Source organism: Dyella ginsengisoli (assembly GCF_044904665.1).
GTDB classification, from domain to species: Bacteria; Pseudomonadota; Gammaproteobacteria; order Xanthomonadales; family Rhodanobacteraceae; genus Dyella_A; species Dyella_A ginsengisoli.
This window is the reverse complement of record NZ_JADIKM010000002.1, coordinates 372,187-384,027: the sequence shown is the minus strand read 5'-3', so window position 1 is coordinate 384,027 and position 11,841 is coordinate 372,187. Positions and strand designations below refer to the sequence as shown.

At 68.6% G+C, this 11,841-nt stretch carries 12 protein-coding genes; 4 read left to right on the top strand and 8 right to left on the bottom strand.

Annotation, left to right across the window (positions count from 1 at the left end):
* Nucleotides 1-49 precede the first annotated feature (49 nt).
* The 3 genes from ISP17_RS08660 to ISP17_RS08650 all read right to left on the bottom strand — a co-directional run bounded on the left by ISP17_RS08660 (nt 50) and on the right by ISP17_RS08650 (nt 3,060).
* Nucleotides 50-376 carry an H-NS histone family protein gene (locus ISP17_RS08660; RefSeq protein ID WP_404632119.1) on the bottom strand — a complete coding sequence of 109 codons (327 nt, stop codon included), beginning with the start codon at nt 374-376 and terminating at the stop codon, nt 50-52.
* A 471-nt stretch (nt 377-847) separates the two neighbouring features.
* Nucleotides 848-2,545 (bottom strand): proline--tRNA ligase, encoded by a 1,698-nt coding sequence (locus ISP17_RS08655; protein ID WP_404632117.1) that lies wholly within the window; start codon nt 2,543-2,545, stop codon nt 848-850.
* Between the two features lie 89 nt (nt 2,546-2,634).
* Nucleotides 2,635-3,060 (bottom strand): DUF4124 domain-containing protein, encoded by a 426-nt coding sequence (locus ISP17_RS08650; protein WP_404632115.1) that lies wholly within the window; start codon nt 3,058-3,060, stop codon nt 2,635-2,637.
* A gap of 109 nt (nt 3,061-3,169) precedes the next feature.
* Between ISP17_RS08650 and pssA the strand changes: the two genes are divergently transcribed.
* Genes pssA through rimI form a run of 3 tightly spaced genes read left to right on the top strand, consistent with a single transcriptional unit; the run spans nt 3,170 to nt 4,918 of the window.
* A complete protein-coding gene (gene pssA / locus ISP17_RS08645; RefSeq protein WP_404632113.1) occupies nt 3,170-3,949 on the top strand; it encodes a CDP-diacylglycerol--serine O-phosphatidyltransferase in 780 nt (259 codons plus the stop codon).
* A complete protein-coding gene (locus ISP17_RS08640; protein WP_404632111.1) occupies nt 3,949-4,440 on the top strand; it encodes a hypothetical protein in 492 nt (163 codons plus the stop codon). The genes pssA and ISP17_RS08640 overlap by 1 nt, the downstream gene beginning before the upstream one ends.
* A gap of 4 nt (nt 4,441-4,444) precedes the next feature.
* Nucleotides 4,445-4,918, top strand: a complete 474-nt coding sequence (rimI, locus tag ISP17_RS08635) for a ribosomal protein S18-alanine N-acetyltransferase (RefSeq protein ID WP_404632109.1) — start codon at nt 4,445-4,447, stop codon at nt 4,916-4,918.
* A gap of 78 nt (nt 4,919-4,996) precedes the next feature.
* Here rimI and ISP17_RS08630 read toward each other — a convergent pair whose 3' ends face one another.
* On the bottom strand, nt 4,997-7,927 hold the full coding sequence (locus tag ISP17_RS08630) for a valine--tRNA ligase (RefSeq protein ID WP_404632107.1): 2,931 nt from the start codon (nt 7,925-7,927) through the stop codon (nt 4,997-4,999).
* Nucleotides 7,928-8,138: 211 nt separating this feature from the next.
* On the opposite strand from ISP17_RS08630, the gene ISP17_RS08625 reads away from it, so the two are divergent.
* On the top strand, nt 8,139-9,107 hold the full coding sequence (locus ISP17_RS08625; RefSeq protein WP_404632105.1) for a glycoside hydrolase family 16 protein: 969 nt from the start codon (nt 8,139-8,141) through the stop codon (nt 9,105-9,107).
* A gap of 36 nt (nt 9,108-9,143) precedes the next feature.
* On the opposite strand, the gene hemE is transcribed toward ISP17_RS08625, so the two are convergent.
* From hemE to ISP17_RS08605, 4 genes are all read right to left on the bottom strand, one after another.
* Entirely contained in the window at nt 9,144-10,214 is a 1,071-nt protein-coding gene (hemE, locus tag ISP17_RS08620) for a uroporphyrinogen decarboxylase (RefSeq protein WP_404632103.1), read from the bottom strand.
* 5 nt (nt 10,215-10,219) lie between these two features.
* A complete protein-coding gene (locus tag ISP17_RS08615) occupies nt 10,220-10,480 on the bottom strand; it encodes a hypothetical protein (RefSeq protein ID WP_404632101.1) in 261 nt (86 codons plus the stop codon).
* A gap of 84 nt (nt 10,481-10,564) precedes the next feature.
* Nucleotides 10,565-11,287 (bottom strand): TVP38/TMEM64 family protein, encoded by a 723-nt coding sequence (locus tag ISP17_RS08610; protein ID WP_404632099.1) that lies wholly within the window; start codon nt 11,285-11,287, stop codon nt 10,565-10,567.
* Complete coding sequence (locus ISP17_RS08605) at nt 11,284-11,841, bottom strand: nucleoside deaminase (RefSeq protein WP_404632097.1); 558 nt, start codon at nt 11,839-11,841, stop codon at nt 11,284-11,286. Before ISP17_RS08605 ends, ISP17_RS08610 begins: the two co-directional genes overlap by 4 nt.

Genomic DNA, 11,841 nt, shown 5'->3' with positions numbered 1-11,841 from the left:
CGCGATCATCCGGATGGAACGATCAGTACGCAATCACAAGAGCCGGCGATCAGATCGCCAGATCCTTTTCCTTCTTGCCGGCCTTCAGCGCATCGTTGAACCAGCGCGGGCGCTTGCCGCGGCCGGACCAGGTCTGCTCCGGGTTGGCCGGATTGCGGTACTTGGGCGCCACGGGAGTCTTGACGCGACGGGTCTTGGCGCCGCGGGCGCCGCCGAAGATGTCGTCGAACGAATAGCCTTCGGCCTTGATCAGGGCGTGGACTTTTTCGCGCAGCTTGGCGACCTTTTCCTTGCGCAGTTCATCCTGCCGGATCTGGGCCTTGGCGATCAGGTCATTGAGCTGGTTGTGATTGAGGTTCTTGATATCAACGGCCATGGTAACTCCGCGTTGGTTTTCTAATGACTGGGTGTTTAAGTCGCCATTGCGGCGAGTGCGCCATCCTGATGCGGGAGAGATTCTGGCGTAACCCCAGTGTTTTTGCAAAATAACCGTCGACATGTGATGAATGCGTCACATCTATTTACTCACCTGCCGTGTCCATTAAATGAGTCGGTCTGATTAGTGGCCATTGCGGATACCCGGCGCCATTCACTGCCGGATCAAGTCCGTGTAGCGCTCCGGGCGAGTACGCGTCGTCGAGAAATCGATGGTTATTGCCATCGAGGCACCTGCATCGCGACACCCTTCGACTTCGACCCTGTGCGTGCTTCCGTGATGGCGCTGGTCCGGAGCGTGCGCGATTAATGCGCCCGTTATGTGCGTCGACCGGCCGGGTGCGAAGCCGCTGGAAGGCGCCCATGAAAAAGCCGCCCGGAGGCGGCTCTTTCAAGACCCTGAAAAAAGCGATCAGGCGAGCAGGGCAAACAGCTCGTCGATGCCGAGCTGTCGGCTGTCGGCTTCGTCGCGGGCGCGATATTCCAGCGTGCCGGCGGCGACGCCGCGTTCGCTCACCACCACGCGGTGCGGAATGCCGATCAGCTCCATGTCGGCAAACATGGAGCCCGGGCGCAGGCCGCGATCGTCGAACACCACCTCGATGCCGCGTTCGGCCAGCTGTGCATACAGCGCTTCGGCCGCGGCGGTGACCTCGGGCAGGCCCTTGGGATTGATCATGCACACGGCGACGCGCCAGGGCGCCATCGCCTCGGGCCAGCGGATGCCGGCGTCATCGTGACGCTGCTCGATGGCCGCAGCGACGATGCGGCTGACGCCGATGCCGTAGCAGCCCATCAGCATCACCTGCGCCTTGCCCTGGTCGTCGAGCACGGTGGCATTGAGCGCCTCGGCGTACTTGGCGCCGAGCTGGAACACGTGGCCGACCTCGATGCCGCGGGCGAGCTGCAGGGTGCCGCGGCCGTCCGGCGAGGGATCACCGGCGACCACCTGGCGGATGTCCTCGATGCGGGTGACGCGCGCGTCGCGCTCCCAGTTGGCGCCGGTGTAGTGGGTGCCGTCGAGGTTGCCGCCGCAGACGAAATCCGCCAGCACGGCGGCGCTGCGGTCGACGATCACCGGGATGTGGTCCGGCAGGCCGACCGGGCCGAGCGAGCCGGGGCGGGCGCCGACGGCGGCGAGGATCTCCTCCTCGCTGGCCAGCACCGATTCGCCGGGCAGCTCGGCCAGCTTGCCGGCCTTAACCTCGTTGATCTCGTGGTCGCCGCGCAGGCACAGCGCGACCAGTCCCTCGCGACCCTTCAGCAGCAGGGTCTTCACGCACTGCTGCGGCGACACCTTGAGGAAGGCGGACACGTCGTCGATGGTCTTCTGCCTGGGCGTATCGACCCGGACCAGGGGAATGGACGGCGCCGGACGGGCGACGGTTGGGGCCAGCGCCTCGGCCTTTTCCACGTTGGCGGCGTAATCGGAGCCGTCGGAGAACGCGATTGCATCCTCGCCGGACTCGGCGATCACCTGGAACTCGTGGCTGGCGTTGCCGCCGATGGCGCCGGTGTCGGCCTGCACGGCGCGGAACTTCAGGCCCAGCCGGGTGAAGATGCGTCCGTAGGCGTCGTACATCGCCTGGTAGGTCTGCGCCAGCGACTCCTGGCCGAGGTGGAAGGAGTAGGCGTCCTTCATCAGGAACTCGCGTGCGCGCATCACGCCGAAGCGCGGGCGGATCTCGTCACGGAACTTGGTCTGGATCTGGTAGAAGTTGACCGGCAGCTGCTTGTAGCTCTTCAGCTCCTGCCGCGCGAAGTCGGTGATCACTTCCTCGGCGGTGGGCGCGTAGCAGAATTCCTGCGCCTTGCGGTCGGCGATCTTCAACAGCTGGCCGCCGAATTTCTCCCAGCGGCCGGTTTCCTCCCACAGCTCGCGCGGCTGGATGGTCGGCATCAGCATCTCGATGGCGCCGGCGCGGTCCATCTCCTCGCGCACGACCGTCTCCACCTTGCGCAGCACGCGCAGGCCCAGCGGGCTCCAGGTGTACAGGCCGGCGGCGAGCTTGCGGATCATGCCGGCGCGCAGCATGAGCTTGTGGCTGACCAGCTCGGCTTCGGCGGGGACTTCCTTGACGGTGGCCAGGTGGAATTGGCTGAGGCGCATGCGATGGGGATCCGACGGGCAGGGTAAAGGCGTCGATTATGCCAGCCGTTGCCGGATACCGGTGGGCGGGGTTTGCCCCGCCCGCGGCCTTACTGGTCCTGGCAATACTGGCTGTACTGGGCCTGCGCGGCGTCCAGCTGCTGCTTGCGCTCGGCGTCGCTGAGGGCCTTGGGCTGGCCGCCCTGTTCCATCACCACCGGGCCGCCGCCCCTGAGCGTGTCCAGGTTGCTCTTGAGCGAGGCGCAGAGCTTGCTGCGGTTCTCCGGCGTGTCTTCCATCGGCCTGGCTGGCTCGGTGGCTGCCTGGCTTTCCTCGGAGCCCGGCTCGGTGGCCGGTGCCGGGGCGGCGATCGGCTCCACGCTGCCGCTGAGCGTGACGCGGCTGTACTTGGTGCCGACCGGCGGCGCCGACTCGGAGTAGTGCACGGTGCCCTGCGCATCGGTCCACTTGTAGGCCTGGGCCTCGGCGGCGCCGGCGGCCAGCAGGAGAAGGGCGAACAGCGCGGGACGAAGCATGGGGTTCTCCAGAAGGGGCCGGGGCTCAGGCGCTCTTGGTAGCACCGGCGCGGGCCGGACTCAAGCGCCGGTGTTCTACAATGCGCGCCAGCCTTCACTGGATGGGTTCATGAGCGACGACACGCCAGTCCGACGACCGCGCCACCGCGGCATCTACCTGCTGCCGAACCTGTTCACGACCGCGGCGATGTTCTCGGGCTTCTACGCCATCGTGGCGAGCATCGGCGGGCGCTATGCCGAGGCCGCAATCGCCGTGTTCGTGGCGGCCCTGCTGGACGGTCTGGACGGCCGCGTGGCTCGCCTCACCGGCACCCAGACCGAGTTTGGCGTGCAGTATGACTCGCTGTCGGACCTGGTGAGCTTCGGGCTGGCGCCGGCGCTGGTGCTCTACACCTGGTCACTGTCCTCGCTGCGCGACTACGGAACGATGTGGGGCAAGGTAGGCTGGGCCGCGGCCTTCATCTACGCCGCCTGCGGCGCGCTGCGGCTGGCCCGCTTCAACACCCAGGTGGCGGTGATCGACAAGCGCTATTTCCAGGGCCTGGCCAGTCCGGCGGCGGCGGCGGTGTGCATGTCCTTCGTGTGGACCATGGAGAAGGTCGGCATCGCCGGCAGCACGCTGTGCTTCGTCACGCCGGTGCTGGCGGTGGTCGTGGGCCTGCTGATGGTGAGCAACTTCCGCTACTTCAGTTTCAAGTCGCTGCCGATGGGGCAGGGCGAGCGCGTTCCATTCGTGTGGATGGTGATGCTGGTGCTGATCCTGGTGCTGCTGGCGATCGATCCGCCGCGCCTGCTGCTGGCGGTGTTCTCGCTCTACCTGCTGTCCGGGCCGGCGCTCACCGTGTGGGGTCGCGCCACCCATCGGCGCGCCCGGCGGAACGCGGGGTGATGGCAGCCGTGCCGCTGGACAGCCGCCGCCGCGCCGCGCTGCAGGCCATGGGCATCACGCCGTGGGTGATGCGCGAGCGCGCGCAGGCGCAGACACAGCCGGTGGCGATCGAACAAGCCGCGACTCTCGTGCGCGGGGCACAGCCCAGCGGGCGCTGCGTGGTGCTGCTGCCGGCCGGCGCCGACGCCCGCGCGCTGGATCTGCTCGGCCGCGCGCTGACCGCCTGCGGCGCGGAGATCGCCCGCGCCGGCCGCATCCGCGTGGCCGACGGCCAGCTCTCCGACGCCGTGCCGCATGCGCCCGTCTATCTTGTGTTCGGCCAGGCCCAGGCGCATGCGCTGGGGCGCGAACTGCCGGCGGCGGTGATGAGCGATGCGCATATCGCACTGGTCGACGAGCCCGGTCCGCTGCTGTTCGGCGCGGAGGGCAAGCGGCGCCTGTGGGCGGCGTTGCGCCAGGCCCGCCGCGCTCTTGGCCGCGCCGGGGGCTAGCGCGATGGTCGCGGTGAGCCGGCCCGACAGCGAAATCCGCGCCCTGCGCACGCAGGACCTCGACGCGGTCGCCGCGATGGAGGCCGACTCGTACGAATTTCCCTGGAGTCGCGGCATCTTCGCCGACTGCCTGCGCGCCGGGCATCCGTGCTGGGTGCTGTGGGTACGCGGCGAGATCGCCGGCTACGGCATCCTGTCGATCGCCGCGGGCGAGGCGCATGTCCTCAACCTCTGCATCGGCCGGGACTGGCGCGGGCTGGGGCTGGGCCGCCGCCTGCTGCTGCGCCTGCTCGACGTGATCCGCTGGAGCGGCGCCGACCGCGTGTTCCTCGAAGTGCGCCCCTCCAACCCGGTGGCGCAGAAGCTGTACGCCTCGATCGGCTTCAACGAGATCGGGCGGCGCCCGCGGTACTACCCCGCGCGCGACGGGCGCGAGGACGCGATCGTGATGGAGCTCGTGCTGAAGGGCGAGGAGTGAGTGAAGAGGAGTGAGAAGTGAGAGAGAGAGCGACAAGCTGCGAGCCGTTGTCTTCTCTCACTTCTCACTTCTAGTTCCTCACTTCTCGAGCTTCCCCGCCTGCTCGCGCAGTGCCGTCAACGTGGTGTTCCAGTCGACGATGCGCTGGCGCTCCTGCGCCACCACTTCGGTCGGCGCGTTGGCGACGAAGTTGGCGTTGCCGAGCTTGCCTTCGCACTTCTTGATCTCGCCCTCGATGCGGGCGATTTCCTTGGCCAGGCGCGTTTTCTCGGCGCCGAGGTCGATCAGGCCTTCCAGCGGAATCAGCACGCGCAGCGAGCCGACTACGGCGGCCGCGGCGGCCGGTTCGTCGGCGCCCGCTTCGATCCACTGCGGGGTTTCCACGCGGGCGAGGAAGCTGATCTGGGCGGCGAACTTGGCGGCGCGGGCGTGATCGCTGGCGTCGCCGTCGGCGAGCAGCAGCGGGATGGTTTTGCCCGGGGCGATGTTCATCTCAGCGCGGATCTTGCGCACGCCGGAGAGCACTGCCTTGAACCATTCGATCTCGGCGGTGGCCGTCTCGTCGGCCGCGAAGTCGGCGGCCTGCGGGTAGGCGCGCAGAATCAGCTCGGCCTCGGTGAGGCCCAGCTTCGGCCCCACCGATTGCCAGATTTCCTCCGTGATGAACGGGATGATCGGATGCAGCGCGCGCAGCACCGTTTCCAGCACCACCAGCAGGGTGTGGCGAGTGGAGGCCGCGGCGTCCGCGGCGTCGCCGTTGAGTGCAGGCTTGGACAGCTCCAGGAACCAGTCGCAGTACTCGTTCCAGACGAATTCGTACAGCGCCTGGGCCAATTGGTCGAAGCGGTAAGTGGCGAAATGCTGCTCGACGTATTCAAGCGTGTACTTGAGCCGGGTCAGGATCCAGCGTTCGGCCTCAGTCGCCGGGCCGCCGGCCGGGGCCTCGATGCGGCCTTCGGGCAGATTCATCAACACGAAGCGCGCCGCGTTCCACAGCTTGTTGCAGAACGCCTTGTAGCCCTCGGCGCGCTTGATGTCGAAGTTGATCGTGCGGCTGTAGCTGGCCAGCGCGGCGAAGGTGAAGCGCAGCGCGTCGGTGCCGATCGCGGTGATGCCGGCGGGGTAGTCCTTGCGCACGCGCTTCTCGACCTTCTCGCGCTCCTGCGGCAGCAGCAGGCTCCTGGTCGACTTGGCCACCAGCGGTTCCAGCGCGATGCCGTCGATCAGGTCCAGCGGGTCCAGTGTGTTGCCCTTGGACTTGGACATCTTCTGCCCTTCGGCGTCGCGCACGATGGCGTTGATGTACACCTCGCGGAACGGCACCTGGCCGGTGAAGTACTTGGTCGCCATCACCATGCGGGCGACCCAGAAAAAGATGATGTCGAAGCCGGTGACCAGCACCGCGCTGGGCAGGAAGATCTTGTCGTTTTCCCAGTTCGCGACCACTTCGCCGCGCTCGTTCTTCACCGGGCCGTCCATCGGCCAGCCCAGCGTGGAAAACGGCCACAGCGCGGAGGAGAACCAGGTGTCGAGCACGTCCTCGTCCTGGCGAAGGGCGCCCACCGGCGGCTGCACGGCGTTGGCGCGCGCGTCGGCCTCGTCCTCGCCGACGAAGATGTTGCCCTGCTCGTCGTACCACGCCGGGATGCGGTGGCCCCACCAGAGCTGGCGGCTGATGCACCAGTCCTGGATGTTCTCCAGCCACTGCGTGTAGGTGGTGCTCCAGTTCTCCGGCACGAACTTGATCGCGCCGGAGGTCACCGCCTGCAGCGCCGGCTCGGTGATCGCCTTGCGCCCGCCGGGGCGGCCGTCGCGCAGCGTCTCGGAGGTGAGGTCGACAAACCACTGGTCGGTCAGCATCGGCTCGATCACCGCGCCCGAGCGCTGGCTCACCGGCACCTTGAGCTTGTGCGGCTTGGTTTCCACCAGCAGGCCGGCGGCTTCGAGGTCGGCGAGGACGGCCTTGCGGGCATCGAATCGATCCAGGCCTTGGTACTTCGCCGGAATTCCGATATCCGTAGCGGTATCGAAGTAGTTGCTCTTGACGCCCCGCGATGCGCCGACCTTGGAGCCCTTTTCGGGCCAATCGCGATCTCCGATTACTTTTCCGTCCAGCGTGAAGATGTTGAATTGTGGGAGTGCGTGTCGCTGCCCCATCGCATAGTCGTTGAAGTCATGCGCCGGTGTGATCTTCACGCAGCCGGTGCCGAACTCGCGGTCGACGTAGTCGTCGGCGATCACCGGAATGGTGCGCCCGGTCAGCGGCAGGTGCAGCCGTTGTCCGATGAGGTGGGCGTAGCGTTCATCCTTGGGATGAACCGCGACAGCTGCGTCGCCCAGCATGGTCTCTGGACGGGTGGTGGCCACCACCACGCTTTCCGCACCATCGGTGGTCATGTAGCGGATCGACCACATCGAGCCGTCGCGCTCGACGTTGTCCACTTCCAGGTCGGACACGGCCGTGCCCAGCGCCGGATCCCAGTTCACCAACCGGTTGCCGCGGTAGATCAGGCCGTCGCGGTACCACTGCACGAACACCTTGCGCACGGCGGCCGAGAGGCCCTCGTCCATGGTGAAGCGCTCGCGCGACCAGTCCGCCGCCACGCCGAGCCGGCGCATCTGGTTGGTGATGGTGGAGCCGGATTCCTCCTTCCACTGCCACACGCGCTCGACGAACGGCTCGCGGCCCAGGTCGTGGCGCGTCTTGCCCTCGGCGGCGAGCTGGTTCTCCACGATCTTCTGCGTGGCGATGCCGGCGTGGTCGGTGCCCACCTGCCACAGCGTGTTCATGCCGCGCATGCGCTGGTAGCGGATCAGCATGTCCATCACGGTCTGCTGGAACGCATGACCCATATGCAGCGTGCCGGTGACGTTGGGCGGCGGCAGCAGGATGCAGTACGGATCACCCTTGCCCTGGTCGCCGGCGCCGGACGGCTTGAACACGCCGCTGGCCTCCCAGCGGGCATACCAGGTGGATTCGATCTGGGCGGGTTCGAAGCTCTTTTCCATGGGGACTCGCTAGTAACGCGGCCCGTGCAGGCGCGTCGTGATCAGGCGTAAAGCGGCCATTGTACGGGCCGCGCCCGGGGCTGCCAAAAGCGGGATCGGCGAGCGCACCGGCGAGTGCGCGCTCGCATGACGCAGCGTGGGTTCCGCGCTTGGCCCGGAATGCGAGAATCGCCGGACGCGGGACAACCGCGGGCAGCAGGGCTTTCAGTACGTGCGAGCAATCAACGAGGGCGCGGTCGGGGTCGCGCAGCAGGTGTGGGGGCGCCGAGCCTGGTCATGGGGGCTCGGCCTGGCGCTGCTGGCAACGATGGCCACGGACGCCGTACATGCCGAAGTACCCCAGCCGGCAGGCTGGACGCTGCAGTTCAGCGACGACTTCGACGGCGCGGCGGGACAGCTGCCCTCGGCCGAACGCTGGCGCTTCGACATCGGCCACGGCTACCCCGGCGGTCCCGCGAACTGGGGCACGCACGAGGTGCAGCGCTACACCGCCGATCCGGCCAACGTGAGCCTGGACGGCCGCGGCCACCTGCGCATCACGCCCCGGCGCGACGCAGCGGGCGAGTGGTCCTCGGCGCGGATCGAGACGCAGCGCGACGATTTCCGCCCGCCCGAAGGCGGCGTGCTGCGGATGGAAGCGCGGCTGCGCATGCCCGATGTCAGCGGCGATGCCGCGCTCGGCTACTGGCCCGCGTTCTGGGCGCTGGGCGAGAGCTTCCGGCGGCTGGGCAACTGGCCGCAGGCGGGCGAGTTCGACATCATGGAAAACGTCAACGGGCTCAACCTGGTGTGGGGCACCCTGCATTGCGGCGTGCAGCCGGGCGGCCCCTGCGGCGAGCCCAACGGCATCGGCCAGCACAGCCCTTGCGCCCCCACGACCTGTCAGGGCGGCTTCCACACCTACACCTTCGAATGGGACCGCAGCGTGGCGCCCGAGGCGCTGCGCTGGTACCTCGACGGCCAGCTCTACGGCGTGATCACCCGCGACCGCCTGCCGCCGGTCACCTGGCAGGAGATCACCGGCCAGCGCGGCTACTTCCTGCTGCTGGACGTGGCGATGGGCGGCGACTTCGCCTATGCGATCTCCGGCGGTCGCGACACGCCGGTGCCGGCGACCGAGCCGGGCCACCCGATGGTGGTGGATTACGTGGCGGTGTGGACGCGCATCGGCCCACCGTGAATTTTCCGGCCGATACTGCCGGCCGTCATTGCGGCTTTACGCCGAGCGCAGCGCGCGGCCGTACGAGTGCACCTCGTCCACCAGCACCTTCACGTGTTCCGGGTCGACTTCCGGCGTGATGCCGTGGCCGAGGTTGAACACGTGGCCGGGGTGGTTGCCGTAGCTGTCCAGCACGGCGCGCGCCTCGCGGCGGATCACCTCGGGCGAGGCGCGCAGGATCGCCGGATCGAGATTGCCCTGCAGCGCGACCTTGCCGGCCACGGCGCGGCGCGCGTCGGCCAGGTCGATGGTCCAGTCCACGCCCAGCGCGGCGCAGCCGGTGTCGGCCATCTCCGCCAGATGGGCGCCGGCGCCCTTGGAGAACAGGATCACGGGCAGCGTGCTGGCCACCGCATCGGCCTTCAGCGCCTCCACCACGCGCTGCATGTAGCGCAGCGAGAACTCGCGGAACGGCGCCGGGCCGAGCAGGCCGCCCCAGGTGTCGAACACCATCAGCGCCTGCGCGCCGGCGTGGGCCTGGGCGATCAGGTAGGCGGCCACCGCACGCGCCAGCGTGTCGAGCAACTGGTGGGCGAGGGCGGGCTCGTTCCAGCACATCGCCTTGAGCGTGGCGAAATCCTTCGAGCCCTGGCCCTCGACCATGTAGCAGGCCAGCGTCCACGGGCTGCCGGAAAAGCCGATCAGCGGCACCCGCCCGTCCAGCTCGCGGCGGATCAGCCGCACCGCATCCATCACGTAGCGGAGCTCGCCGTCCATGTCCGGCACGGCCAGTTTGTTGATCGCCGCGGCATCGCGCACGGGATGGGCGAACTGCGGGCCCTCGCCGTGCGCAAAGGACAGGCCCAGGCCCATCGCGTCGGGGATGGTGAGGATGTCGGAGAACAGGATCGCCGCGTCCAGCTCGAAACGCGCCAGCGGCTGCAGCGTGACCTCGCAGGCGAACTCGGGGTTCTGCGCCAGCCCCATGAAGCTGCCGGCGCGGGCGCGGGTGGCGCGGTATTCGGGTAGGTAGCGACCGGCCTGGCGCATCACCCAGATCGGCGTGGTGTCGGTGGGCTCGCGGCGCAGGGCGCGCAGGAAGCGGTCGTTTTTGAGCGGAGCATTCATGGCGGTCACCGGCCGTGCGGGCCGTCGAGGCCCTGGCTGAACATCACGCGGTAGCCGCGCTTGAGCTGGGCGTCGCGCGCCTTCTCGAACGCGGCGATGGCCTCGTCGCGCTCCAGGTACTGCTCGCGCTTGAGCGTGGCCTTGCCGCCCTGCGTGCCGGTTTCGCGGTACAGCGTCCAGCCGCCGAGCAGGTCCTGCTCGAGCACGATCTGGACGTAGCGCGGCGCTTCGGTCGCGGCGGGCGGGGTTTGCAGGTAGAGGCGCATGGCGTCCGAGGATGGGGCTGACGGGCGCGGCCAGCGGGCCGCGAACCCAGCATTCTAGAAGGCCGGCGCCGATGGCGCGAGCGCTCACCCTTCGGGTGGCTGCGGGGGCGGCATGCGGCGGTGGCGGGTGAACCGCTCGGCCAGCAGCGGCAGCAGCGAGATCAGGGCGATGCCGCCCAGCGGCAGCAGCACGCTGCGATGAAACAGCAGGCCCAGTCCGATGTGGTCGCTCTGGCTGAGCGCATCGCCGAGTCCGGCGCCGACCAGGTTCTCGAACACCAGCGTCACCGTGCCGCCCAGCCAGGTGGCGCCGAGGAACAGCCACAGCCCGCAGCGCAGCCAGGCCAGGCACACGGTCACCGCACCGAACGGCAGCACCGGCACGAAGCGCAGGAACAGCGTGTAGCTCACCGGGTGATGGGCAAAGCCGTGGCGCAATCGCTCGACCAGCGCGGGCGGATGCTTGCGCCCGGCGCCGAACGCATAGCGGCTGGCCAGGAACAGGATCAGCGAACCCAGCGTGAGCGCGATCGAGGAATAGATCGTGCCCTCCACCACGCCGAAAGCGAAGCCGCCGGCGAGGATGATCAGGATGGTGCCGGGAATGCCGGTGGCCATGCCCAGCGTCAGCAGGCCGATGTAGGCCAGCCGCGACAGCCACGGCGCGGCGGCGATCTCCGCGCGCAGCCGCTCCTGGTGCGCCACCAGATACTCCGGGCTGAACTGCGCGAGCGTGCCGGACGCATACAGCGCGATGCCGGCGAGCACCAGCAGGATCAGCGGCAGCGCGGCGCGCAGCCGGCTCAATAGCCCGGCCCGGATGCGCCGTAGGCGGCCAGCACGGTGCGCGCCTGCTCGCGCAGGATGTCGCGACGCACGGCGATGCCGCGACGCTCCAGCTCGCCGGTCCAGTCGGCCGGCAGCGGGCCTTCGTCGAACTCGGTGAGGGCCTCGACGTCCTCGGCGCGTGCGCCGATCAGCAGTTCGTCGATGCCGGCCCACACGGTGGCGCCATAGCACTGGCAGCACGGCTGCGCGCTGGAGGCCAGCACGTAGCGGCCTCCATCTTCGTTGAGGCGGTAGCGCTGCAGTCGCTGCTGCGCGCCCATGTAGGCCATCATCTCGGCGTGCGCCACCGAGCAGTTCTGCGGGATCACCCGGTTCACGCCGGCGGCGATCAGGCGTCCCTCGCCGTCGAACACGGCCGCGCCGAACGGGCCGCCGCTGCCGTTGGCCACGTTGTGGCGCGACAGCTCGATCGCCAGCCCCACGCGCTCCTCGTCGGTGAGGTAACGGCGCGTGGTGTCGGCCACGTCGCCCAGCCACGGCGGCAGGGTGAGGTGGATCTGGATCGGAAGCAT

Bases quoted from the DNA above. Each gene is read 5' to 3' on its own strand.
- ISP17_RS08660 (WP_404632119.1), bottom strand. From the start codon at position 376: ATGGCCGTTGATATCAAGAACCTCAATCACAACCAGCTCAATGACCTG.
- ISP17_RS08650 (WP_404632115.1), bottom strand. From the start codon at position 3,060: ATGCTTCGTCCCGCGCTGTTCGCCCTTCTCCTGCTGGCCGCCGGCGCC.
- ISP17_RS08630 (WP_404632107.1), bottom strand. From the start codon at position 7,927: ATGGAAAAGAGCTTCGAACCCGCCCAGATCGAATCCACCTGGTATGCC.
- ISP17_RS08640 (WP_404632111.1), top strand. From the start codon at position 3,949: ATGGCAGCCGTGCCGCTGGACAGCCGCCGCCGCGCCGCGCTGCAGGCC.
- pssA (WP_404632113.1), top strand. From the start codon at position 3,170: ATGAGCGACGACACGCCAGTCCGACGACCGCGCCACCGCGGCATCTAC.
- ISP17_RS08655 (WP_404632117.1), bottom strand. From the start codon at position 2,545: ATGCGCCTCAGCCAATTCCACCTGGCCACCGTCAAGGAAGTCCCCGCC.
- hemE (WP_404632103.1), bottom strand. From the start codon at position 10,214: ATGAATGCTCCGCTCAAAAACGACCGCTTCCTGCGCGCCCTGCGCCGC.
- ISP17_RS08605 (WP_404632097.1), bottom strand. From the start codon at position 11,841: ATGCTTCCGATCCAGATCCACCTCACCCTGCCGCCGTGGCTGGGCGAC.
- rimI (WP_404632109.1), top strand. From the start codon at position 4,445: ATGGTCGCGGTGAGCCGGCCCGACAGCGAAATCCGCGCCCTGCGCACG.
- ISP17_RS08615 (WP_404632101.1), bottom strand. From the start codon at position 10,480: ATGCGCCTCTACCTGCAAACCCCGCCCGCCGCGACCGAAGCGCCGCGC.